Source organism: Flavobacterium gyeonganense (genome assembly GCF_029625295.1).
Classification (GTDB): domain Bacteria; phylum Bacteroidota; class Bacteroidia; order Flavobacteriales; family Flavobacteriaceae; genus Flavobacterium; species Flavobacterium gyeonganense.
This window is the reverse complement of record NZ_CP121112.1, coordinates 422,385-444,890: the sequence shown is the minus strand read 5'-3', so window position 1 is coordinate 444,890 and position 22,506 is coordinate 422,385. Positions and strand designations below refer to the sequence as shown.

Below are 22,506 nucleotides of genomic sequence, written 5' to 3'. Positions count from 1 at the left end.
ATGACTGTATTTAGCTGCAAAAATACTCATTTTTAACTTTTTCTTTACGCAATTCATATTCGAAATGAGGTAAATCGACCCCATTATGAGGAAAAAACATTTCGTTTATTTTTACCGCACCCAATTTTAACACAGCTTTTTGAGAACGGATATTTTCTGCGCCAACATGAAAAAGGATAGAACTAACGGTTTCAAAAGCATAATCAATGAGCAGTTTTTTTGTTGCTGCATTATAAGGACCACCCCAGAATTTTCGACCAATAAAAGTATAACCAATCCCTACATTAAATTTTTCAGGATTGTAATCATAGAACCGCGTAGTGCCGATAACTTCGTTTGTTTTTCGGTCTAAAATTAAAAAAGCACCTTTTGAATTTACAGCCGCCTCAAAAAAAGGCATAAATTTTTCTTTTTTATACCGGTCTTTAATGGGATGCTGTTCCCAAACTAAAGGGTCTGAGGCTAATTCATACAAAGCCTCAAAATGATCTTCCTGAAGCGGAATTAATTTTATGGTTTCGTTTTCTAAAATTTCCGGCTGTAAATTAAAATTTGCACTTGTCATTTTTAAGAGTTTTATAGATTATTGTATCTTTTTAATCTGAACGCAGGAAACATTTTCCATTTTTATTTCATTTCCGGTCTTATTGAGTAATCCTGTTTTTGGGTTTCTTTTAAAAACAATTACATTTCCGGAATTTACATTTGTCGCAATCAAAAAATTCCCTGTTTCATCAATGGCAAAAATTCTGGGATGATTTCCAAAAGTTGATTGATAACCGATATTTTTTAAAATGCCGTTTTTGGCAATAGAGAAAATAGCGATGTTATTTTCTTTTCCACGGTTTGAAGCATATAAAAATTTTCCGTCAGGAGAAATGTGAATGTCAGAGCTTTCTAAAACGCCCTTTGTTTCTCCTGAATATGTATTGATGCGCTGTATTTTTGTCAAACTACCGCTTTCATACTGATAAACACTTACGGAACCTGATATTTCTTCAATACAATACCCGTATTTTTGATTGGGATGAAAAGTAAAATGTCGCGGTCCTGCTTCTAAATCTGTTTTGGTAAACGTATTTTTTGTTTCTGTTAATGGTTGTTTGAGCGTTTCATCAAAACGATAACAGCGTATTTTATCAGCACCTAAATCGGGCAAAAGCACATAATCAAATTCAGGAGAAAATATAGCAGAATGCACATGGGAGCGGGTTTGTCTTTCTTTATGAACACTTCCGTCAGTATATTGAAAATTTTGTGCAATCGAATCGATTTTTCCGTTTTCTAATAACGGATGAACAGATACACTGCCTTCTGTATAATTAGCGTTTACAAGCCATTTACCACTTTTATGAACCGAAACATAGACAGGATTTTCACCTCCGCTTCCCTGTTTGTTTAAAAAAGTCAACGATTTATTTTCGGGATTAAATTCAAAACTGCTGACACTTCCTGAATTTGGTGTTTTTGTATCTGTGCAGGCATAAACATATTTTCCGTTTGGAGAAACAGTCAGATAAGATGGATTGATAATATCTTTTGCAGAAGTAATTTTAATTAAATTTCCATTTAAAGAATCCAACTCATAAACCTGAATTGATTCTGCAGTTTTATCTTTATTGTAGGATCCTAAAAAAACATATGTATTTTGCGAAAAAGCATGAAATGAAGTAAGAAATGCAAATGAGAGAAAAGTAATTTTTAATTTCATTTTTTTAGTTTCAGATTTTAGTTCAATCTTGTCATTTAGATGAAGAAGACTCAAGCGATAGCAAATATATCCGTAAGTCTGGAAAGATTGGCGATAGACTTTACTGAGCCTTTAGTATGACTTCTTGCAAAAGGTAGAAATAATAACTTTAAGTTGACAGTTTTACATTTCACAAAATTACTATTTTACTCCTTTCCACCACTGTTTAAATTGTTGTTCGTTATTTTTAAGTTCAACTTTTTCTCCGATGATCGGTGTGATTAAAGGAATCGGATTTTCTGAATTTGCATTCAATTCCGTTATTTTTATTAAAGGCTCATCCCAAGGATGAAGAGACAAGGGAAATTTTGAATTATGTACAGGAAATGCTCTTTTTGCTTTCAGGTCTTTCATTGCATTTATTACATCTTCAGGCATATTGTGAATGTATTTCCACTTTTCATTGTACTGACCGTTATCAAGCAGGACAATATCAAATGGCCCATGTTTCTCTCCAATTTGCGCATAATGAGAATCGTAACCACTGTCTCCGCCCAAATACATTTTGAAATCTTTGCTTTCTAATACAAATGATGTCCAGAGCGTATTACAGCGATTGATACTTCTGCCGGAAAAATGTCTTGATGGTGTTGTATAAAGTGTTAAGTTTTGATCTAATTCTACTTTTTCGTGCCAGTCTTTCTCAATAATATTTTCGACAGGAAATTTCCAAAACTCAAAATGGGAACCAACCCCTAACGGGCAGATCACTTTTCTTGTTTTAGATTTTAAGTCCATAATGGTTTTATAATCAAGATGATCGTAATGATCATGAGTAATTAATAAATAATCAATTTCAGGAAAATCATCTGTTGTATAAATATCTGTTCCTTTGAATGATTTTGTACTGCCATAAACGGGGGAAGCATTGCCGCTGAAAACAGGATCGATTAAAAATCGTTTTCCTTCCAGTTGAATAAAGTAAGAAGAATGACCAAACCAGACCATTATATTTTCCTCAGGAGAAAGTTCTGATAAATTGGTTTTTGTGGAAGGAATAGTATCAGTTGGAATTTTTCGATCTACCTTTTTAAAGAAAAATTCATAAAAAACTTCAAAATAACCATAACCCTCAGCAAGTTCAGGAGTAAAACTGATGTTTTCGAATCTTCCATTTTTAAATTGAGGCGATTTTTTAATTAACGCAAGTCTTTCGCCAGAAGGTTTTTTCCCGAATCGGGGATGTAGTAAGAAATAAAAAAGAATGGCAAGTAAAAGAATACTGATAGTGATAATCATGAGAGTTAATTTGAAGGATATGATTTTTTTAAATAGTCAACCGAAAGCGAAATCATTTGTTTTAAAATCTCAGCATTGATATCGGTTAATTTTTTGATATAAATACAGCCTTTTCCGGCTTTATGTTTTCCGAATTTAGAAAGAAGTTCCTCTTTATTTTCGAAAGAAGAACTAAGGTAAAGTGAAACCGCATCTTTTCTGGGAGAAAAACCTGTTAATGGAGCTTCTCCTTCGTGCCCGCTTTCGTATTTATAATGATAATTTCCAAAACCAATAATACCCGATCCCCACATTTTAGGTTCGAAGCCTGTTACTTCCTGCATTATTTTCAGAAGTTCAAGAGCATCCTTTCTTTTTGCTTCATCAGGAGCGGTGTTAATAAAATCAATAACGCTTCTTTCCGTTTCTGTGGTTTTGTTTTTACCCATCATGGAATTAGTTTTTATTGAAGAGATTACTTTTCAAAAGAATATTTTTGATTTTGAATGCTGATGCATAAAACAAATTAGAATCTTCATTCATCTGATTTTCTAAAACAATCAAACTTATATCACTTTCGGGGAAATACAAATTTACAGAAGAAAATCCATCGCCAAGGCCAGTATGTCCCAAATGTTTTACAGAATCTTTTTCGATAATTCTAATTCCGTAGCCGTAACCTTCTTTTTCTTTTCCGAAGAAATTATGTTGGGATAAAATGGTATTAGTTGTCATCATTTTGTACAACTCAGCCTTTAGAATTTTTCCTTTATGGAGATTGTTGTTCCAGATAGCTAAATCTTCAGCAGTTGAAATTATGCCGTCTGCGCCTAAGTTTTCGGAGTTAATCTGACTGGAATTAACCGGATTCAGAACATTTTTTGCATTGTAATATCCTGTTGCCAGATTTTGAGTTTTATCTTTAGAATAACAAAAAGTATGGTTCATTTTTAATTTTTTAAAAAGTGAATCTGCAACTTCCGAATAACTTTTTTGGGTACTGAATTCTACAATCTTTCCAAGCAGGCTAAAATTTAGATTTCCGTATTTAAATTGTGTTCCGGATTTAAATTCTAAAGGTTTTTGTAAATGAATAATGCCGTGTGAATGATTTAGAAGCTGATGAACGGTAACAGAATCTGCCCAGGGCTGGATAAGTTCCGGCAGATATTTTTTTATTGGAGAATTCAGATCGATTTTACCTCTTTCGACTTCCAATAAAATCAGGACTGCAGCAATTTGTTTGCTGTTCGACATAATTTCAAATTGAGTGTCCGATTTTAATGGCTTTTTGGTTTCAAAATTGCTAAAACCATGAACTTTAGAATATAATTTTTTCCCTTTTTTGGTAATTAGAACGACACCATTAAATTTAGGTTCGGCAAATTTAATTAAACTGTCAATTTGGTTTGTATAGTCTTTTTTTTGAGCGAATGAATTGCAGCTGGACAGAAGAAAAAACAAAGAAAATATAAAGGATATTCTAATTAGCTTCATTACGGTGATTTTGTTTTGATGATTTTTTATTCTGTGTATTCTTTCTATGTTAAAATTTAGTTTAAAACATTCCATTTTCATTAATGCTTTTCTTTGGAATAGGCTGTCCTAAATCCCACAGCTCAATTATTTTATCTGATTCAAAACGAAATATATGAACCACAGCTACACCTGAATCTGTTGAATTTTGTTGAACATGTGAATGCACTGCGACCATATCACCATCACTTAGAATATGATGAATTTTAAAAATCTTATTCGGATTGGTCCTTGCAGATTCTTCCATAGCCAGCATAAGTGTGTCGGCATCACCTTTAAAATAGGCATTATGGTGTTTAAAATCCTTGCTTACATATAAACGAAATGCTTCATGGGAATGCCCTGTCGCAGCGAGCTTTAAGAAGTTTCGGGCTATGGATTTCTTAGTCATGGCATGTCGCTTTAAAAGAAATCTAAGTTATGAAATAAAGTTTTTATAATGTAATAATATTTCCAAAGCTTAAATTTCAGGCAAAATTAAAAGTAGGAGGCTTATAAGTTTCGTATTGTACGGATGTTAACAATAAGAAGCTTATTCATAAACTGAAGTTTTTCGTATTGTTGATGTGGTATTTGAAACCCGTTATCTCCACATTTGCATTAATGTCAATTGCATTTGTCAGTTTTGGTATTGATCAGAAATGGCTCGCAACAAGAACGACTACAATGCCTTAGCAACAATTGCCCTTAAAACCAAAGAGAATCTGGTCATTAAAACTTATACCGCTTAGGCAGACAAAGGCTACCATAACGGCAAACAAATAGAAATCTGCAAACAAGCCAACATCATAACAATTGTGGCACAGCCCGAACAAGGAAAAAATAAGGAAAATATCCATCCCGATTATTTGGTCTCCAAGTTCCAATACGATCAAACTACAGATGCCTATACTTGTCCACAGGGAGAAACGCTCAAAACTACAGGTCATTGGCATAAGAAAACGACAGACAGGGACAGTTATGAGTTTAAAAGATACCGAACCCCAAAATGCAGAGAATGCCCAGCAAAACATTTATGCACAAGCAGGTCAGCAGGCCGTGATATAGACCGCAGCCAATATGCCGATGCAGTTGAAGAGAACAACAAACGCTATGCAGAAAACCCAACTCTACCGCAAGCGTCAGGAAATCAACGAGCATATCTTTGGTACGATCAAACGGCAATGGGGCTATAACCACACCAACTAACGGGACTCGAAAAAGTAAACGGAGAGCATAGCTTAATCATGCTGGTGTATAACATCAAACGCAGTATCAATATACTGGGCGTTGCTGATCTGATAGCCAAACTTCAAAAATGGAACTCACCCTACAAGGCAAAAGTCTTGCTTTTGCTAAAAATGGGTTATTTAAAGCTACATACAACGCGCGATTTTTATCCAATGAAATTTGCAACCTAAAAAAAGAACCTTCTCACAAGGCTTTATTTGAATTGTAGTGTCATTAATTTTTAAGGAAATAATGAAAAAAGGAGGTTTTTTCACAGCCTGACGTTCTGGTACTACAGCGGGTTTGGGGTTAAATTAAGCCCATTTTTCGGATTTGCCAAATCATTCCAAATACAAAACCATTTTTCCATTAAGCCTATTGCCCAAATCCGTTGTAGTAGCTGTTATGCGTTCGGTTTTTTATTTATCCGCCATTATTTTGTTATAATCTTTATATCTTTCGTCAGTTCCTATATATTTTGCTCTAATGAAATTTGTGCAATCTTTTTCAAACTCATTACAAGAATCAAATAAAATCGTACTCCCATTTTCTTTTTGGTTTTGCTTTAGTATTTTATAAATTTCAATTCCGCCAATAGGATCAACACCGAGTAAATCTATTATTATGTTTTTTGTAAAAGTCAATGTTTTGTACAATGACAATAATCTTCTGTAACTGCCTGCAAGAGAATTAATTTTGATTTCAGGTTTCATCCATTCAATCTCATAAATTTTATTCTTGTAAGTTGAATTTTTGTCACATTTTTTTAAATATTGACCAATTGTTGTTGGAAACAATTTATTTAAAAATGAATTTTCTTTAAAATGTTCTACATACTTAATTTCTGAACACATTTCGGTTAAAATTTCAATTAATCTTGATGAAATTTTTTGAAATTCTACGCCGTTTGGAATTTCAAGAATAATAATTTCACCCTCGTTTAATATAAAAGAAGGAATTAGAAAATCTTCAATAATTTGTTCCTTAAAGCTTAATAACATTTTATTTTAAAGTTTGTGAATTTCTATTTCTTTTCGGCACTCTTTTGTTCTAAACTGACGCATAACGTCTTGCTACTAGGCGATGTAGCGGGGTTAAAATTCCTTGTTTTTACTGTTTTTCGCCGATTTTCCCAGTACAAGATTATGTTTAAATTCAAGACCAAAACCGCTATATTGCTTAGTAGCTGTTGTAGGTAGTTGTTTTATGCGGTTTTGTTCTTTTTCTTTTTTGGCTTATTAAAAAGATTAAATACATTTTGGTCATATATACTTGCCGTAAGTATTTCATCTTGCTTTATTGTAATATCAATATCGTAAATATCAAATTTAGGACAATCGGAAGTAAATATCTTTAGTACTTTAAAATATTCTGTTGTTATAGTAAGGTTCTTGGTTTCAGAATCCCTGTAACCACTCATAACAGGTGTTATTTTTAAATAGTTTGTCTTTTTAGGTTCTGGTAATATATCTGTGAAACCTATATAAACTTTATTATTATTTAAAGTGATTTGCATTAACTCTCCTGTTATAGCCGAATCTTTAAATAATTGTTCGATTTCATCTCCTTCTTTTTCGATAGCTTTAGCTAACGTATAAGCTTTCCCTTTGTTTTTGATTATATACCAATTAATTATAAAAGTTAATGATGAAAAAACAACAAGTGTTATAATAGATGTCCATAAATACTGAACTTCTTTTATTGGAAAAAAAGAGTATAACCACTTATAAAGTGTAATTTCAAAATTATTGAAGATAGTTTTTATGATTGCTCTAAATAATAAAGTAATACTTGTAGCAATTAATCCTGCTAAAATAGAGCTAAGAAGAAGTCTTTGAGAGTTGAGTCTTTGATATTTATATTTAAATAAAACAAAATTTATTAATATAATATACCCCGTTAATATTGGAAGTATGAAAATATTATACGGCATTATTTTTTATACTTTCTGTTAATAGCAATATGTGCTTTTAATTCCTTAGATTCCATAACATTTTTCAAAACATTTCTAACATCAGGTCTGCTAAAGAAAACTTTCTTATCGACATACATCTTACCTTGAAATGTAGCTCTTACACCAGTGTCATAACCATCTTTTACAATATGTGCGTCTTTAACTTCCATGATTAAATATATTAATATATCAAATATAGCATAAATTTTATTCCAAAGCATTTTCTTTCGTTGTTTTTTAACGCTTCGGCTCTTTACAATTACCTACAACGTTTCGCGGCTTTGCGAAGTGCCTTCTCTTCGTCGCTCACTAATTAAAGCTAAAATAGCCAAATTTTTTAATTTGTTCTATTTTATCCAAAAGAGCGAAGGCATTTTGCAAAACCGCTGTTGGGAGTAGTTACTGATCTATTGACAATCCAAATTTTTATCAGTAACGGAGTTGGATAGACTACTCGAATCTTTCTTTCAACACAATCAAAATCAATGAAACCAATTATTTATTTTGCTTAGCAAGCCTGCTAGGCGAAGTTAATAATTGGGATTTTGGGGCGCTATTATTTTTGAGATTTTAAGTTAGTAAAACTAAATGCTTTATTCTGCGGTATTGACTTTCTCATTTATTTTTAATAACTTAACCAAGTCTTTTACGTTGTCAAACGTATTGAAAGTGAGCTTTCTACGATTCCCAATCGAAAGACTTGAAGCCTAAATGCTTTATTCTTCCAGAATTCCAAAAAAATATCCCCAAAATTCATTGTGCAAGAAACTCCGTAGTCTACTGCCAATTACGCCCAACGTTCTGGCGCTACAGCGGGTTTGGGACTAAATTAAGCCCTATTCTCGGATTTGCCAAATCATTCCAAATACAAAACCATCTTTCCATTAAGCCAAATGCCCAAATCTGTTGTAGTGGCTGTTGAACTAAACCTTCGGTAGCACTTACCGTGATTTTGTACCTTACGAATATAATTAAATTCGGTAAGATATGACTACAAAAAAAAGAATGTTGAAGAATTAAGAGAAAACAAAATTCTCAACCAGGCTAAACGAGAAGTTCCAGGATTTGAGGAACTCATCAATCGTTTTGAACGTACTATTTCGGTATTGGGCAGAAGTCAAAGTACTTTTAATAATTATTCTCGACATGTTGCTTCTATATCATTGTATTTTGGGAAAATCCCAACGGATTTAGATCCTGAACAAGTACAAGATTACTTGTTTTACCAGCAGAAAAAGTCCAAAACCCCTTCACAAACTTATTTCAAACATTGTGTTTATGGTCTTCGCTTTCTTCTAAAATCAGAAGGCTTGCCTTATGAGTACTTGGGTTTACCGTTCATAAAACACGAGAAAAAACTACCCGTTGTTTTGAGTAAAGAAGAAGTTTGGGGCATGCTTCAAGGGGCTAAATTACTCAAACATCGCATTCTTATTGGATTGCTTTATGGTTGCGGATTGCGTTGTATGGAAGCACGTTCTGTACGATTACAAGATTTAGATTTCGATAGAAAGCAACTCAAAGTAGTGCAAGGCAAAGGCAAAAAAGACCGCTATGTTCCTTTATCGGTTCATTTAATACGAGGGCTCAAAAAATATATCGAAGCCGAAAAACCACAAGATTACCTTTTTAATGGGCAACCTTTGCCTAATGGAGCAGGAGGTGATTTTGACAATCGGTACAGCCAGCGAGGCGTGCAATGGGTAGTGAGGCAAGTGGCCAAGGCATCTGGTGTCAAAAAAGAGGTTCACACGCACACACTTCGGCATAGTTATGCCACGCATTTACTCGAAGATGGCATGGATATTATAACCCTCAAAGACCTTTTAGGACACCAAAACCTAGAAACCACTTTGGAGTATTTACAGATTGCCCAACTCGAGAGCCAACGCATCTTTAGTCCACTGGATACCCTTTTCGAGAAATGCCACCGGAAGTAGCCGATGTACTGCGAAATATTGCCTCAAAAATCGAAAACTACGGCTTGAATACTTGGCAACTGCACACGCTTTCTGCCATCAAAAAATGTCGAACGGCCGATTTGGGCGGTCATATCGATGGGTGTGATGAATGTGGAAATCTGACCATTAGTTACAACTCTTGCAGGAACAGACATTGTCCCAAATGTCAGGGTAACAAGCGAGAGGATTGGATGGAAGCCCGAAGTACAGAACTCTTGCCAGTGCCATACTTCCACGTGGTTTTTACCTTGCCCGACAGTATTAATTCTTTAGCAATACATCAACCAAAAATGGTGTATGACACCCTGTTTGAAGCGACTTGGGAAACGCTTCAAAAATTTGGCAAAGCCAAAGAAATACAACTGGGAATGATTGCTGTTTTGCACACCTGGGGACAGCAGTTGAGCCTTCATCCGCACCTGCATTGTATTGTGCCTGGCGGAGGAATCGATAAAGACGGACAGTGGAAAAACAGCCGAACGGACGGCAAATTCTTGTTTCCCGTAAAAGCTTTATCGAAAGTGTTTAGGGCAAAATATTGCCAGAAACTCAAAGCAAAAGAGCCCATAAAATACGAGCAAATCCGGCAGCATTTATGGCAGAAGTCTTGGGTAGTTTTTGCCAAAAAGCCTTTTGGAAGTCCCAATTCGGTGGTGGAGTATCTGGGGAGATATACCCATAAAATCGCCATCAGCAACCACCGAATCAAAAGCATTGACAACGAAAACGTGACTTTCGATTACAAGGATTACCGAGTGGCGGGAGTCAAAAAGCAAATGACATTGACCCACGGCGAGTTTATCCGTCGGTTTTCGTTGCATATTTTGCCCAAACGCTTTGTCAAGATTCGTCATTATGGCTTTTTGAGCAGCACTTGGAAGCGTGGGAAGCTAAAGCTTTTGCAAGCAAAACTCCAAGTAAAGGTCTTGGAAAAAGTAGCAAAAAAAACATTTTTGCCCAAATGTCCGTGTTGCAAAACGGGCAATTTGCACCCAATAGCGGTTTTTGACCAACGAGGCCCACCTGCTTGGTATCTTGGCGGATGCCAAAACCCAATTCCCCGTGAAAGTTAATTTTACGGGTAAGGGAACTTATGTCCTAAGGTGAAGGAAAACACGAGAAAAACCAATGAAAATCTACTCCAAAAAAAAGAGGCTCAGTTGCCTCTTGTAACTCTCTCTCAAAACTTTACGATAACTCCATAGTGTTGACGGCAGGTACTCCGGTTCCCTTCAACAGGAGTTTCATTGTTCGGCTTGCAGCCGCAACGAAACTCTAGCTGTTAGGCGAAGTATTTGTTCATCTTGTATAAATAGTAAATGCCATCTTTTTTTGCTTCTTTAATTCTAGCGTAGTGCTCTAATCCAACATTTAATCCAACCATACCGGCGCTAATTAACAAAATCATTGAGTTTGATATTTGGTCCGAAAAAGTAAGTAGAAGAGGTGAATAAGATTTAGGGTCTCTCGCTTCTTTAATTAGTTCTTGAATAACTTTGTATTTAGAATTATCTAAAGTATGATTGATATTTTCAATTAGTGGACGAATTTTTAAATCTGCAATTTTTTGAGCATTTGTATTAATATAATTATAATCGTAATTATTTAGTAAATCGAAAGTTAAATTTTCTAATTTTGATTGAAACTCCAATAATTCATCTTTTGAGTTTTCCTTAAATCTTAAGATTTCTTCAGGAGGAAATTTGCCTAAATTTGGAACGCCCAATTTAATAGCTTCAAGAGCAAATGTAGGCGTTACGTTGAATTCATTTTTAAATGCAATTTGAGCATTTTTAAATCTGTCAGTCTTGTTTATTTCTTTGAAAAGATCATTTATATATTTACTAGAGGTTAAAACATCTTTTCCTTGTTCATAATAGTTAACAAAGGTTTTAAAAACTCGAGCATAATAAGATAGTAGTTCATTTACATTATCAGTTTTGTTGAAAAATCTTTCTGAAAGTATTGAAGATTCTTTATTCAACTCTAAGTCGTAACTTAATACTATTCTTCCTTTTTTATCAACTATTTGTTTTTCATTATGCTTTTTTCCGACTAGTTCTGAATGAAAAAGTACTAGGTCATTTATTTGCATATCGCTACTTACTGAACTAATTCCTTTTTCTGGGCTTTGTCCAACGCTATCAATATCAATTTGATACTTTATGTTTTTGTTTTTTTCAAACTCTTTTAAGTGTAATAAAAAATTTTCATCCGTAAAATCATTTGTTGAAATTACTTGAGCTTTCAACTTTCCGTTTTTGTCAGGTTTCGCATTAGTTGGAGCCACAATATGAAGATGCCTTTGTTCGATAATGTTTATTTGGTCAAAATACAATACTAAGGCTTTTATTTCCTCAATATTATCTTCAAGCATATGTGATATGTAGTTTACTGTTTTCATAATATTTCGCCTAACGTTCCGGGGCTTTGCGATGGTGGGGCAATCGAAGCACAAATCTTCAATTTTGTACAACAGTTGAACCGAAGAACTGCCGTTGAACTTTGCAGTTTCGTCCCACTATTGCAAAACCCTTGTTGAACTAAACCTTCGGTAGCACTTACCGTGATTTTGTACCTTACGAATATAATTAAATTCGGTAAGATATGACTACAAAAAAAAGAATGTTGAAGAATTAAGAGAAAACAAAATTCTCAACCAGGCTAAACGAGAAGTTCCAGGATTTGAGGAACTCATCAATCGTTTTGAACGTACTATTTCGGTATTGGGCAGAAGTCAAAGTACTTTTAATAATTATTCTCGACATGTTGCTTCTATATCATTGTATTTTGGGAAAATCCCAACGGATTTAGATCCTGAACAAGTACAAGATTACTTGTTTTACCAGCAGAAAAAGTCCAAAACCCCTTCACAAACTTATTTCAAACATTGTGTTTATGGTCTTCGCTTTCTTCTAAAATCAGAAGGCTTGCCTTATGAGTACTTGGGTTTACCGTCCATAAAACACGAGAAAAAACTACCCGTTGTTTTGAGTAAAGAAGAAGTTTGGGGCATGCTTCAAGGGGCTAAATTACTCAAACATCGCATTCTTATTGGATTGCTTTATGGTTGCGGATTGCGTTGTATGGAAGCACGTTCTGTACGATTACAAGATTTAGATTTCGATAGAAAGCAACTCAAAGTAGTGCAAGGCAAAGGCAAAAAAGACCGCTATGTTCCTTTATCGGTTCATTTAATACGAGGGCTCAAAAAATATATCGAAGCCGAAAAACCACAAGATTACCTTTTTAATGGGCAACCTTTGCCTAATGGAGCAGGAGGTGATTTTGACAATCGGTATTCGCAACGAGGCGTGCAATGGGTAGTGAGGCAAGTGGCCAAGGCATCTGGTGTCAAAAAAGAGGTTCACACGCACACACTTCGGCATAGTTATGCCACGCATTTACTCGAAGATGGCATGGATATTATAACCCTCAAAGACCTTTTAGGACACCAAAACCTAGAAACCACTTTGGAGTATTTACAGATTGCCCAACTCGAGAGCCAACGCATCTTTAGTCCACTGGATACCCTTTTCGAGAAATGCCACCGGAAGTAGCCGATGTACTGCGAAATATTGCCTCAAAAATCGAAAACTACGGCTTGAATACTTGGCAACTGCACACGCTTTCTGCCATCAAAAAATGTCGAACGGCCGATTTGGGCGGTCATATCGATGGGTGTGATGAATGTGGAAATCTGACCATTAGTTACAACTCTTGCAGGAACAGACATTGTCCCAAATGTCAGGGTAACAAGCGAGAGGATTGGATGGAAGCCCGAAGTACAGAACTCTTGCCAGTGCCATACTTCCACGTGGTTTTTACCTTGCCCGACAGCATTAATTCCTTGGCAATGCATCAGCCAAAAATGGTGTATGACACCCTGTTTGAAGCGACTTGGGAAACGCTTCAAAAATTTGGCAAAGCCAAAGAAATACAACTGGGAATGATTGCTGTTTTGCACACCTGGGGACAGCAGTTGAGCCTTCATCCGCACCTGCATTGTATTGTGCCTGGCGGAGGAATCGATAAAGACGGACAGTGGAAAAACAGCCGAACGGACGGCAAATTCTTGTTTCCCGTAAAAGCTTTATCGAAAGTGTTTAGGGCAAAATATTGCCAGAAACTCAAAGCAAAAGAGCCCATAAAATACGAGCAAATCCGGCAGCATTTATGGCAGAAGCCTTGGGTAGTTTTTACCAAAAAGCCTTTTGGAAGTCCCAATTCGGTGGTGGAGTATCTGGGGAGATATACCCATAAAATCGCCATCAGCAACCACCGAATCAAAAGCATTGACAACGAAAACGTGACTTTCGATTACAAGGATTACCGAGTGGCGGGAGTCAAAAAGCAAATGACATTGACCCACGGCGAGTTTATCCGTCGGTTTTCGTTGCATATTTTGCCCAAACGCTTTGTCAAGATTCGTCATTATGGCTTTTTGAGCAGCACTTGGAAGCGTGGGAAGCTAAAGCTTTTGCAAGCAAAACTCCAAGTAAAGGTCTTGGAAAAAGTAGCAAAAAAAACATTTTTGCCCAAATGTCCGTGTTGCAAAACGGGCAATTTGCACCCAATAGCGGTTTTTGACCAACGAGGCCCACCTGCTTGGTATCTTGGCGGATGCCAAAACCCAATTCCCCGTGAAAGTTAATTTTACGGGTAAGGGAACTTATGTCCTAAGGTGAAGGAAAACACGAGAAAAACCAATGAAAATCTACTCCAAAAAAAAGAGGCTCAGTTGCCTCTTGTAACTCTCTCTCAAAACTTTACGATAACTCCATAGTGTTGACGGCAGGTACTCCGGTTCCCTTCAACAGGAGTTTCATTGTTCGGCTTGCAGCCGCAACGAAACTCTAGCTGTTAGCGGTAGTATCTTTCTATATATTCTTGAACCACTCCGATTTAATTTTCACATCTTCCACAAGTTCAACATTAACTCCCAATCGCAAGTCCTTTAGTTTTTCTGCGAATTCATTTCCGTCAATTAAGTCAATTTGTTTTGCGCCATCTCGTTGTGCTTCTTTTTTTGCTTCTCTGCTAAAGCTTCCTGTAGTCATAATCAAACCTTTTTCTGCTCTACCATCCATCGCACCTCTAAAGTCCCTAATAACTGAAGGCGACACTGTTCCTTGGTATCTTTTTGCTTGAAATACTACGTGAAATGATAATACTTCGCCTATTTTTATTATTCCTTTCCCATCAATTCCCCCATCGTTGGATTTTCCGGTTACTTCAACATTAATAAAGCCAAGCTCTCTTAATAACCGTTGACAAAGTCTTTCAAATTGTGCGGGCTCAATAGTTCTGATTGTTTCTAAAAGCCTGTCTTGCCAAGTGAATTCTTCAATCTCTTGCGGTTTGTCATCAATTTTAGGATTGTCTGTTATTGTTTGTTTAGTTGGTTTTTCAAGCCTTTCTTCTCTGTCCTTTTTAACTACAAACCTTTTTACTTTGTCTTTATTAACTTCATCAGATTTTTGTCCTTCTTCAGTTAAAGCCCAAACACCTCGAGAAGAATTTTCTAAAATTCCATATCGCTTTAAGTAATTTCTCGCCCAAGCTAAGCGATAAGTAAGTTTCGTTGTACTTTCTCTATGAATTTCGTTAATAGCATCCTCTGTAAGATTTAAAACTTTAATTACTTCTTCTTCAATTTCTGTAACTGAACCAGAGTCGCCTAAATTTTTAAGTGCTTTAATTGTTGGATTGAATAAATCGTCGTACTTGTATTTAAAATATTTGTCCATTTTCTAGTTCATAAATTTATTGTCGGTTGCGTTGTTGTGATATTACCGCTAACTTACTTATATCAGCCATAAAAGGGCTTAAATATGCTCTTTTTTGTTGGCTTTGTGCCATAAATTGGCTTTTTTATCGAATACTAATATAGAAAATTTTTACTACAAATCATCAAACGGACTTTTTATTTGCTGAAGACTTTTTGTGCTTACATGGGTATATATTTCTGTAGTTCTGCTGCTGCTATGCCCCAAAAGTTCCTGAATAAAGCGTAGATCGGTTCCTGATTCCAATAGATGTGTGGCATAGCTGTGTCTAAGCCAATGCAAGCTTACAGGTTTTTTAATATTACTTTTTGTCAGGGCTTGCTTCAGCACGTTTGATAAGCTGCGGGCATCGTAGGGTTCGTTTTCGTTTCGCCCTTCAAAAAGCCATTTTTTTGGTTTATAACATACATAATAACTTCGCAGCATTTCTAATATTTTTGGGGATAGGGGAACGATGCGGTCTTTTTTGCCTTTGGATTGTTTTATCAGGATTATGTTTCGTTTGGAGTCGATGTCGGCAGGTTTTAAGTTTAATAATTCACTGCGCCTTAATCCGCTAGCTATATATTAATGAAAGCATGGTTTTGTGTTTGATGTTAAAGTGAGCGTTTAATATAAGTTTCACTTCTTCTTTGCTCAATACATTAGGTAATTTTTTTCGCCTTTTGGTCGATGAATGTTTTCTACATACATTTTCTTGTTTTCTAAAGTTTTGAAAAATAATTTAATAGCATTCACAATCTGATTTTGATAGGAAGCCGAAAGGTTATTTTTTAAAATATAATCGTTATTGTATAGTATGATATGCTCATTTGTGATTTCGGAAACAGGAAGTTCCCGATGAAAAACCAAAAAGGACTTTAAAGCTTCAGTATATGTTTTTACAGTATTGGGACTGTAACGTCTGGAAGTAAGCCAATTACTAAATTTTTGGATGGCTAAAATTCCTTCTTCTGATGGTAATGATAAATAGGCAGCGGATATTTTAAAATGAATCCGTTTCTGTTCATTGTCCGGTAAATGCCAGACTTTTAAGGTTTGGCTCCATTTTGCGCCTTCAAATTGTTTGATGCGTGCAATCAATTTTGCATTTTTTTCAAAGTAAATTGCTATTCGGAGTTCTTTTTTATGGAGAATTAATTTGGATGACCAATTCATTTTTTTAAATTAAAATACGGGTTAAATATAAGAATATTCTGCTTTATTTTAATTTGGATTGATGTTTATAAATTTAATTTTGACAACCTTTTTGTATTGAAAAGTGAAGTTTATTATGAAACCAACTGTCGCATGAGGGATAGCAGCGGTATCTCCCGATTTAGAAAAACAAGGCTTTTTAGCCGTAGTTTTTGTTAATCGGGAATTTAGCGAATAGGTACTATCTTGAATTCCAAATTTTATTTTACTTATTTTTTATATTTGTCAAACTATAGAAAGCAGTTCATTTTCAAAAATGAATTGTTTATCTGCTGTAGCCTCAACTTGATTGGGGCTATTTTTTTTAACTGAATTAGCATCTACTATATTGATTATATCCTCTTGAGTTGTTTTCTTTTTTTCTGCGTAATCAGGATCATATGCCTGGTCTTTTTTCCAGATATGATAAATTAAAACCAACAGCTTTTTTGGACTGCAACATAACTCTTCATCTTAATGCCATGTTTCTCAATAGTTCGATTATACAAATCTACTACGGGTTTTTCTTTGTGTTTTACAGCCGTAAAAGCAGGCATAAATAACACTCTGCGGATATGACTATTTCCTTTTTTTGATATTTTTGTTTTCCCTTTACTCATTCCTGATTCTCGCTCAACTACATCAAATCCAGCATAAGACACTAGCTGCTTGTAGTTTTTAAATAATTCAAAACCATTTGTTTCAGCTAAAATTGTTGCTGCGGTAAGCATCCCTATACCTTTTATTTTACAAACATTAGCAAACCTCTGTTTTATAACTTGATCAGAATCGATTAAAGTATTCATTAATTTTTCGAGTTCTTTAAGTTGTTTATCAAACAATTTAAGAGTGTCTTTCTGCTGTTTTATCATGGCTTTGTTTTTAAACATGGAATGTTCTAAGGCATGCAGTTGATTATTAAAGACTGTTTTTTGCTCTTGTAAATTCTCATATTGGCGTGTATATTGGCGCAATACATAGAAAAATCTGCCCATAGGCTGCCATAATTCTAAACATTGTTCTGCTCCCATTTTAGATAGTCCTTTGGCATCAATGCTATCGTTCTTGGATTTTAACCCCAATGAAATCAAATAATGTTTTGCCTTGTTGGCTAAAATTATCGATATTTTATAGTTTCTTTCATGAAAATAAAGTGCACAATTCTCGTGATAAACCCCAGTGGCTTCCATACATAAAACTAGCTGGACATCTTTCTCCTTGTGATTTTTTATAATCCAGCTTTCCATATCTTTAAAACCATTTAGGGTATTTAAAAATGATTTGCTGGATACTACTTTTACGCTTTGATTGCTATTTATTACTGATATGCAAATGTCAATTTTTTTACTAGCAATATCCAATCCTACCGAGTACTTCAAATTCATAATTCTTTTTTTAGGATAACAAAATATTGCACATGCCTTTGCTCATTTTTTATACAACATCTAAACTAAAGTATAGTGCTTAAGTACTTATTGAGGCTTATATGTAATAAAAACAAAGCTGATCTTCCTATCTCGTCAATATCATTATAATGTATCTGGTCGGACCACGATTATGCAACTTTGTTTTGTTATCAATTTTATATTTTCAAAGATACTTACACATTATTTTGTATTCAATACAAAGATATGAGCCCGACCCGCTTTTTCTGCGGGGCATGCCATAAAAAAATCCGATCAGCTTATCGCAAATCGGATTCTTAAATAGTATTTTTTAGTTTCAGTTTATTTTGGTATTTCGCTTTAGATATACATACACTGTAAGAACATTAATGACCGCCAGAATCCATAATATAGGATTGCTGAAAAAGGCCTGATAACTGCTTCCTTTTGGAATTTCGATAAGCGGAACTGTTACTAAAACGTCAAGAACCAATGCGGTTCCGGTAATGACGATTCCCACGAGAAGCCCCGATTTTTTTGCTGCTTTTTTATAATAAAACCAGGCGGCAAACCAGGCATAAAAAATAATGGTAAAAGCGGCAATGAAGGCCTGAGCTGTAGTCGATTTTTTAAAAAAGGGAATGTGTTCCAGAACATAAAAAGTGATCACAACACAAAGCCATGCAATGATACCAGCCAATATGGATCTTGGATAATTCATGGCGTTTCTGCTAATTTTGGTGCATCCCAAATACCTGTTTGTGCTGTTTCTTTTACGTAGTCGGTAAAATCTTTGGCTTTTCGGCCTAAGACTTTTTCAATATCGCTGGTGATGCTGGAATTTCGGCCATCCAGAACTTCAGTAAAAAGATAGTTAACCAGCCATAATTCGTCTTCCGGTACCTGATATTCGCGCAGCATACTAATATATTCGTCTACAGAAAGCGGCTGAAACTGAATTTCCCTGCCTGTAATCTGGGCTATTTCGGCCACGGCCTGTTGAAAGTTAAGCAGTCTCGGACCGGTAAGCTCGTATGTTTTTCCGTTGTGTTTTTCGTTTAAAAGTGCTTCGGTTACCACAGCTGCAATATCATCGGCATCAGTAAATGGTTCTGGTGTTTTAGCACGTGCAATGGCTACGTAACCCGCGAGAATAGGTTCTAAAAAGATGCTTTCGCTAAAATTCTGACTGAACCAGCTAGCTCTTACAATCGTCCAGTTTTTTGCGGTTGATTTTACAATTTCTTCGCAAACCTTCGCTTCTTTTTCGCCTCTTCCGGAAAGAAGTACTATTTTCTGAACACCGTTTTGAGTGGCCAAAGTTGTAAATTTCTGAATGGTTTCCGGCGCTGACGGAATGGCCAAATCAGGCTGAAAAGTAATGTAAACCGTATCAATACCTTCGATTACCTCAGACCAGGTTTCTGGATTTTCCCAGTAAAAAGCAGGGATGCCATTTCTGGATCCGATGTAAACTTCTGTGTTGCTTATTTCTTTTAACAGTTTTGTCACTCTGCGGCCTGTTTTTCCGTTTCCGCTAAGGACTAAAATTTTCTGATTTTCCATGTTATATGATTTTAAGATTAATGATACAGCAAAGTTGCATGGATCATAACCAAATCATTTGTCGGAAAAGAATTAAGATTTGTTTGAAAGGAATTGTTTTTTTACTTCGTTGGGTCTTGAACTAAACTTTTTCTGAAAAGCATTCGAAAACGAACTCAGGCTTTCGTATCCAACTTCCCAGGCCGCTTCCTGAACGGTTTTCTCGGTTTGGGAAAGCAGTTCATACGCTTTGTTCAACCGTTCTTCGTGAATGTATTTGTAAATAGGAATACCAAATAACTCCTTGAAATTCTTTTTTAATTTGGTACTGTTGAGTCCGATAAGTCTTGACAATTCCGAAATAGTAGGAGGTTTTGAATATTGTGCGCTCACGATTTCTTTTGCCTGAAAAAGTTTTTCTTTGTCCTTATCTGTCAATTCTACTTTTTTATCATCAGACAAAAGGGCAAAATAATGTGAAAGTAATTCGTTGACCTGACTTTTTAAGAATAACAGCCTTGTATTGCCGGAGTAGGGGGTATTGAAAATCTTCTGAACAGCAAGCTGCATGTCAAGCGTCATGAAAAAAGTAGGGCCTTTTACAAAATGCTCCTTCGGATTCAATAATTCGGGCAATTGTTTTTCGAAAATTTCTTTTTCAACCTGCGATAACGTATGTAGGTTTTTAAGTTTCGTAAAAATACTAATGGACTGCAGCGGTTTGTCCGGAGCAATTTTATGGGCAAATTCAACTTTTTGATTCCCAAAAAATGAAATTGCCAGTCCGGTTGTATTCGTTAAATATTTTGTCTGATTGTTGTGTTTGATCTCTAACTCAACATTGCCGGAACCATAAAAAGCAAAACCCACCGCATCTCCGTCAATCTCACATTTCTGAACAAAGGTTTTCTCTGCATTTGAATGTTCGATCAGGACGATAAAATTGTTTAGTTCTATGATGTCGGTGGTCATGTAGCGAGTGCTATTTTGTATTGGTAAAATTGTTTTAAATCAAATAATTTTCACTTCTGGTGAATTTCATTAAATTTTACTTTCATTACTTTTGATTTATTATATTGATTATTTTTATCTACTTCAAATAATATTTGTTTATCAGCAATAATGAATTTATCAGTGTTCAGATATTCTTTAAAATCCTCATTTATAAATTCATTGGAGTTTTTTTCGATTATTATTGTATCTCCCGAAATATGATATTTTTCATTTAAAATTATTCCTGTTTTACTATTCCCAACATTAATTTCAATATTTGCTTTGTCTAATAAATCTATTTTACAATAGTCTGTTCCATTTCGGTACTCAGCAGATAGTATTTTATTATTTTTCCTTTTCAAGTTTTCTTTAACAGTTTTTGGATCTTTGCGTCCAACAAAATCAATATTTATAAAAAATATATAAAAAGCACCGAAAAAAAACAAGAAAATGCCAATTACCGTAATCCCAGCTATAGCTGCTCTCCTCATAAATTGATTTCTATTTGTTTGCTATTTTAGTCTGGTCTGTAATTGTTTTAGATACTCTCAATCACACTGTCCAGTAATCTTCTCGATTTTGGCATTACTTCGATTCGGTTAAAATCATCTTCGGCACCATAACCAACTGCCATGGCAAATAAAGGTTTAAAAGCCGACATATTTAGGATTTCTTTGTATTTATCAGATTCAATCCCTTCCATAGCGGTAGAATCCAAACCTAACGCAATACTGGCTGTTAGACCAACTCCCAGAGCGATATATACCTGCTGAGACAGCCATGTTTTTAATTCGGCTTCAGGCTTACTGGCTTTAATCTGATTGTACCAGTTTCTGCGGGCTTCGGGCATTTGGGTATCTACTATTTGCTGAAAAGCATCCAGATCATCGGCAACACTAAAAACCACTACCAGCTGTGCCTGATTTACTTTTTCCTGATTGTGCATCGAAACTGCAGCTAATTGTGCCTTAACTCCCGTATTTTGGACAAATGTAAATTTCCATGGCTGAATATTTATAGAAGAAGGGCTCAGGTATAAAACCTCTTTTAAAGCTTCGATTTTTTCCTGCGGAATAGCTTTGTCTGCATTGTACTTTTTCGCAGAGTATCTTTTTTTCATTAATTCCAAAATATCCATGTTACTGTATTTTAACGTTTTTAGTTTTATAAACTGCAAAGTTAAGCTGATAAGCTGAATATTTCGTCAATTATGATGGGAGTTTTGTAACGGAGTATATTTTATTGTTGGTTTTTCGAACAGTATTATTTGCCAGCACTCAGTTTTCTTTCGTTTTAAAGACAATTTTAGCCTCAATTCGGACAATTTGTGTGATGAATTTTAGAAGCAGAAATATCTTTTTTCATCAGAACTTTTGTCCTGCTCTTCGCTAAATCTCTGCCTGCAAACACTGCAGCCAGAGGATACCGCTTCGATCAGGGCTAGGATAGAGGTTTCGATTTTATAAGGATTTAAAAATGAGAAAAAGCATCATTTTATACGTTCATATTCAGATGTAGAACAATCAACACACTCTTGTCTTAAATAGAGTTTTTTACCAATAATTTCAAAAGACTGGTCAATGAAAGCCTCAGCAGTATCTGAATTCCCTTTGTCGATTATAATTACTTTTCGATTGCCGCCAAAAATTGATGCTTTGATTTGAATAGAAAATTTTTGGATTTTTGAAAGATTGCCATTAATATACGTTTTTAAAGTATTGCCTGAGAATTCAATAATCCGGGTTTGATTTGTTGTTTTAGGGGTTTGTGCGCCTCCTCCAAACCCTCCGGATGATATAAGCCAATTCCATTTGCCATTTAAATTATTTTTAGAAGACACATCATTGTTATCATTACTGCAGGAAATTAGCGACACGAAAATCAATAGTAAAGTAAATTTTTTCATGGGTTACATTTTAAGATAGTTTACTTAAAAAGATATAGATTTAGCTAAAAGGTTGCGTAGTAGCTAATTATAATTACGCATTAT

Annotated in this window: 26 protein-coding genes; 5 read left to right on the top strand and 21 right to left on the bottom strand. The window is 35.1% G+C overall.

Translation table 11 applies throughout. From position 1 onward, the window contains the following. Positions 1 to 10: 10 nt before the first annotated feature. The 6 genes from P5P89_RS01725 to P5P89_RS01700 form a co-directional block, all read right to left on the bottom strand. The gene (locus P5P89_RS01725) at positions 11 to 565 is read right to left on the bottom strand and encodes a GNAT family N-acetyltransferase (RefSeq protein ID WP_278010465.1); all 555 of its coding nucleotides are present in this window, start codon (positions 563 to 565) and stop codon (positions 11 to 13) included. Positions 566 to 583: 18 nt separating this feature from the next. Further along, complete coding sequence (locus tag P5P89_RS01720; protein WP_278010464.1) at positions 584 to 1,711, bottom strand: lactonase family protein; 1,128 nt, start codon at positions 1,709 to 1,711, stop codon at positions 584 to 586. Between the two features lie 180 nt (positions 1,712 to 1,891). Further along, complete coding sequence (locus tag P5P89_RS01715) at positions 1,892 to 2,989, bottom strand: MBL fold metallo-hydrolase (RefSeq protein ID WP_278010463.1); 1,098 nt, start codon at positions 2,987 to 2,989, stop codon at positions 1,892 to 1,894. A 5-nt stretch (positions 2,990 to 2,994) separates the two neighbouring features. Further along, positions 2,995 to 3,420, bottom strand: a complete 426-nt coding sequence (locus P5P89_RS01710; protein ID WP_340696509.1) for a DUF1801 domain-containing protein — start codon at positions 3,418 to 3,420, stop codon at positions 2,995 to 2,997. A 4-nt stretch (positions 3,421 to 3,424) separates the two neighbouring features. Continuing rightward, on the bottom strand, positions 3,425 to 4,465 hold the full coding sequence (locus P5P89_RS01705; protein ID WP_278010462.1) for a serine hydrolase domain-containing protein: 1,041 nt from the start codon (positions 4,463 to 4,465) through the stop codon (positions 3,425 to 3,427). Between the two features lie 61 nt (positions 4,466 to 4,526). Then, positions 4,527 to 4,895: a nuclear transport factor 2 family protein gene (locus P5P89_RS01700; protein WP_278010461.1), complete on the bottom strand. Its 369-nt coding sequence runs from the start codon at positions 4,893 to 4,895 to the stop codon at positions 4,527 to 4,529. 457 nt (positions 4,896 to 5,352) lie between these two features. Here P5P89_RS01700 and P5P89_RS01695 point away from each other — a divergent pair, with 457 nt between their 5' ends. Continuing rightward, positions 5,353 to 5,679: a transposase gene (locus P5P89_RS01695; RefSeq protein ID WP_278010460.1), complete on the top strand. Its 327-nt coding sequence runs from the start codon at positions 5,353 to 5,355 to the stop codon at positions 5,677 to 5,679. Positions 5,680 to 6,132: 453 nt separating this feature from the next. Here P5P89_RS01695 and P5P89_RS01690 read toward each other — a convergent pair whose 3' ends face one another. The 3 genes from P5P89_RS01690 to P5P89_RS01680 form a co-directional block, all read right to left on the bottom strand. Next, a complete protein-coding gene (locus P5P89_RS01690; protein WP_278010459.1) occupies positions 6,133 to 6,714 on the bottom strand; it encodes a hypothetical protein in 582 nt (193 codons plus the stop codon). 203 nt (positions 6,715 to 6,917) lie between these two features. Beyond that, positions 6,918 to 7,646, bottom strand: coding sequence for a hypothetical protein (locus P5P89_RS01685; RefSeq protein ID WP_278010458.1), 729 nt, complete (start codon positions 7,644 to 7,646; stop codon positions 6,918 to 6,920). Then, on the bottom strand, positions 7,646 to 7,837 hold the full coding sequence (locus P5P89_RS01680; protein ID WP_278010457.1) for a hypothetical protein: 192 nt from the start codon (positions 7,835 to 7,837) through the stop codon (positions 7,646 to 7,648). The genes P5P89_RS01685 and P5P89_RS01680 overlap by 1 nt, the downstream gene beginning before the upstream one ends. 936 nt (positions 7,838 to 8,773) lie before the next feature. Between P5P89_RS01680 and P5P89_RS01675 the strand changes: the two genes are divergently transcribed. Both P5P89_RS01675 and P5P89_RS01670 read left to right on the top strand, forming a co-directional pair. Then, positions 8,774 to 9,607 carry a tyrosine-type recombinase/integrase gene (locus P5P89_RS01675; RefSeq protein WP_278010456.1) on the top strand — a complete coding sequence of 278 codons (834 nt, stop codon included), beginning with the start codon at positions 8,774 to 8,776 and terminating at the stop codon, positions 9,605 to 9,607. Next, positions 9,592 to 10,701, top strand: a complete 1,110-nt coding sequence (locus tag P5P89_RS01670) for an IS91 family transposase (protein WP_278010455.1) — start codon at positions 9,592 to 9,594, stop codon at positions 10,699 to 10,701. Before P5P89_RS01675 ends, P5P89_RS01670 begins: the two co-directional genes overlap by 16 nt. 209 nt (positions 10,702 to 10,910) lie before the next feature. On the opposite strand, the gene P5P89_RS01665 is transcribed toward P5P89_RS01670, so the two are convergent. Then, positions 10,911 to 12,032, bottom strand: coding sequence for a hypothetical protein (locus tag P5P89_RS01665; RefSeq protein WP_278010454.1), 1,122 nt, complete (start codon positions 12,030 to 12,032; stop codon positions 10,911 to 10,913). 322 nt (positions 12,033 to 12,354) lie between these two features. Here P5P89_RS01665 and P5P89_RS01660 point away from each other — a divergent pair, with 322 nt between their 5' ends. Together P5P89_RS01660 and P5P89_RS01655 are read left to right on the top strand one after the other, a co-directional pair. Continuing rightward, entirely contained in the window at positions 12,355 to 13,188 is an 834-nt protein-coding gene (locus P5P89_RS01660) for a tyrosine-type recombinase/integrase (protein ID WP_278009934.1), read from the top strand. Then, positions 13,173 to 14,282, top strand: a complete 1,110-nt coding sequence (locus tag P5P89_RS01655) for an IS91 family transposase (protein WP_278009935.1) — start codon at positions 13,173 to 13,175, stop codon at positions 14,280 to 14,282. The genes P5P89_RS01660 and P5P89_RS01655 overlap by 16 nt, the downstream gene beginning before the upstream one ends. 226 nt (positions 14,283 to 14,508) lie before the next feature. Here the strand turns inward: P5P89_RS01655 and P5P89_RS01650 are convergent, their stop codons facing one another. The 11 genes from P5P89_RS01650 to P5P89_RS01600 form a co-directional block, all read right to left on the bottom strand. Continuing rightward, entirely contained in the window at positions 14,509 to 15,378 is an 870-nt protein-coding gene (locus P5P89_RS01650) for a restriction endonuclease (protein WP_278010453.1), read from the bottom strand. Between the two features lie 153 nt (positions 15,379 to 15,531). Next, a complete protein-coding gene (locus P5P89_RS01645) occupies positions 15,532 to 15,930 on the bottom strand; it encodes a tyrosine-type recombinase/integrase (protein WP_278011970.1) in 399 nt (132 codons plus the stop codon). 123 nt (positions 15,931 to 16,053) lie between these two features. Beyond that, entirely contained in the window at positions 16,054 to 16,575 is a 522-nt protein-coding gene (locus tag P5P89_RS01640; RefSeq protein WP_278010452.1) for a site-specific integrase, read from the bottom strand. Between the two features lie 264 nt (positions 16,576 to 16,839). Continuing rightward, positions 16,840 to 17,034 carry a hypothetical protein gene (locus P5P89_RS01635; RefSeq protein WP_278010451.1) on the bottom strand — a complete coding sequence of 65 codons (195 nt, stop codon included), beginning with the start codon at positions 17,032 to 17,034 and terminating at the stop codon, positions 16,840 to 16,842. After that, positions 17,025 to 17,978 carry an IS110 family RNA-guided transposase gene (locus tag P5P89_RS01630; RefSeq protein ID WP_278010450.1) on the bottom strand — a complete coding sequence of 318 codons (954 nt, stop codon included), beginning with the start codon at positions 17,976 to 17,978 and terminating at the stop codon, positions 17,025 to 17,027. The genes P5P89_RS01635 and P5P89_RS01630 overlap by 10 nt, the downstream gene beginning before the upstream one ends. 337 nt (positions 17,979 to 18,315) lie before the next feature. Beyond that, entirely contained in the window at positions 18,316 to 18,699 is a 384-nt protein-coding gene (locus tag P5P89_RS01625; protein WP_278010449.1) for a DUF5367 family protein, read from the bottom strand. After that, positions 18,696 to 19,544, bottom strand: a complete 849-nt coding sequence (locus P5P89_RS01620) for a Rossmann-fold NAD(P)-binding domain-containing protein (RefSeq protein WP_278010448.1) — start codon at positions 19,542 to 19,544, stop codon at positions 18,696 to 18,698. The genes P5P89_RS01625 and P5P89_RS01620 overlap by 4 nt, the downstream gene beginning before the upstream one ends. Before the next feature lie 72 nt (positions 19,545 to 19,616). After that, positions 19,617 to 20,495, bottom strand: a complete 879-nt coding sequence (locus P5P89_RS01615) for a helix-turn-helix domain-containing protein (RefSeq protein WP_278010447.1) — start codon at positions 20,493 to 20,495, stop codon at positions 19,617 to 19,619. Between the two features lie 50 nt (positions 20,496 to 20,545). After that, positions 20,546 to 20,878, bottom strand: coding sequence for a hypothetical protein (locus P5P89_RS01610; protein WP_278010446.1), 333 nt, complete (start codon positions 20,876 to 20,878; stop codon positions 20,546 to 20,548). A gap of 176 nt (positions 20,879 to 21,054) precedes the next feature. Further along, positions 21,055 to 21,654, bottom strand: coding sequence for a nitroreductase family protein (locus P5P89_RS01605; RefSeq protein WP_278010445.1), 600 nt, complete (start codon positions 21,652 to 21,654; stop codon positions 21,055 to 21,057). 351 nt (positions 21,655 to 22,005) lie between these two features. Next, positions 22,006 to 22,422 carry a hypothetical protein gene (locus P5P89_RS01600; RefSeq protein WP_278010444.1) on the bottom strand — a complete coding sequence of 139 codons (417 nt, stop codon included), beginning with the start codon at positions 22,420 to 22,422 and terminating at the stop codon, positions 22,006 to 22,008. Between the last annotated feature and the right edge of the window lie 84 nt (positions 22,423 to 22,506).

What these genes read in the sequence shown, in the direction of transcription:
- P5P89_RS01725 (WP_278010465.1), bottom strand. Translation starts at nt 565, where the DNA reads ATGACAAGTGCAAATTTTAATTTACAGCCGGAAATTTTAGAAAACGAA.
- P5P89_RS01720 (WP_278010464.1), bottom strand. Translation starts at nt 1,711, where the DNA reads ATGAAATTAAAAATTACTTTTCTCTCATTTGCATTTCTTACTTCATTT.
- P5P89_RS01715 (WP_278010463.1), bottom strand. Translation starts at nt 2,989, where the DNA reads ATGATTATCACTATCAGTATTCTTTTACTTGCCATTCTTTTTTATTTC.
- P5P89_RS01710 (WP_340696509.1), bottom strand. Translation starts at nt 3,420, where the DNA reads ATGATGGGTAAAAACAAAACCACAGAAACGGAAAGAAGCGTTATTGAT.
- P5P89_RS01705 (WP_278010462.1), bottom strand. Translation starts at nt 4,465, where the DNA reads ATGAAGCTAATTAGAATATCCTTTATATTTTCTTTGTTTTTTCTTCTG.
- P5P89_RS01700 (WP_278010461.1), bottom strand. Translation starts at nt 4,895, where the DNA reads ATGACTAAGAAATCCATAGCCCGAAACTTCTTAAAGCTCGCTGCGACA.
- P5P89_RS01690 (WP_278010459.1), bottom strand. Translation starts at nt 6,714, where the DNA reads ATGTTATTAAGCTTTAAGGAACAAATTATTGAAGATTTTCTAATTCCT.
- P5P89_RS01685 (WP_278010458.1), bottom strand. Translation starts at nt 7,646, where the DNA reads ATGCCGTATAATATTTTCATACTTCCAATATTAACGGGGTATATTATA.
- P5P89_RS01680 (WP_278010457.1), bottom strand. Translation starts at nt 7,837, where the DNA reads ATGGAAGTTAAAGACGCACATATTGTAAAAGATGGTTATGACACTGGT.
- P5P89_RS01670 (WP_278010455.1), top strand. Translation starts at nt 9,592, where the DNA reads ATGCCACCGGAAGTAGCCGATGTACTGCGAAATATTGCCTCAAAAATC.
- P5P89_RS01665 (WP_278010454.1), bottom strand. Translation starts at nt 12,032, where the DNA reads ATGAAAACAGTAAACTACATATCACATATGCTTGAAGATAATATTGAG.
- P5P89_RS01655 (WP_278009935.1), top strand. Translation starts at nt 13,173, where the DNA reads ATGCCACCGGAAGTAGCCGATGTACTGCGAAATATTGCCTCAAAAATC.
- P5P89_RS01650 (WP_278010453.1), bottom strand. Translation starts at nt 15,378, where the DNA reads ATGGACAAATATTTTAAATACAAGTACGACGATTTATTCAATCCAACA.
- P5P89_RS01640 (WP_278010452.1), bottom strand. Translation starts at nt 16,575, where the DNA reads ATGAATTGGTCATCCAAATTAATTCTCCATAAAAAAGAACTCCGAATA.
- P5P89_RS01630 (WP_278010450.1), bottom strand. Translation starts at nt 17,978, where the DNA reads ATGAATTTGAAGTACTCGGTAGGATTGGATATTGCTAGTAAAAAAATT.
- P5P89_RS01625 (WP_278010449.1), bottom strand. Translation starts at nt 18,699, where the DNA reads ATGAATTATCCAAGATCCATATTGGCTGGTATCATTGCATGGCTTTGT.
- P5P89_RS01620 (WP_278010448.1), bottom strand. Translation starts at nt 19,544, where the DNA reads ATGGAAAATCAGAAAATTTTAGTCCTTAGCGGAAACGGAAAAACAGGC.
- P5P89_RS01615 (WP_278010447.1), bottom strand. Translation starts at nt 20,495, where the DNA reads ATGACCACCGACATCATAGAACTAAACAATTTTATCGTCCTGATCGAA.
- P5P89_RS01605 (WP_278010445.1), bottom strand. Translation starts at nt 21,654, where the DNA reads ATGGATATTTTGGAATTAATGAAAAAAAGATACTCTGCGAAAAAGTAC.
- P5P89_RS01600 (WP_278010444.1), bottom strand. Translation starts at nt 22,422, where the DNA reads ATGAAAAAATTTACTTTACTATTGATTTTCGTGTCGCTAATTTCCTGC.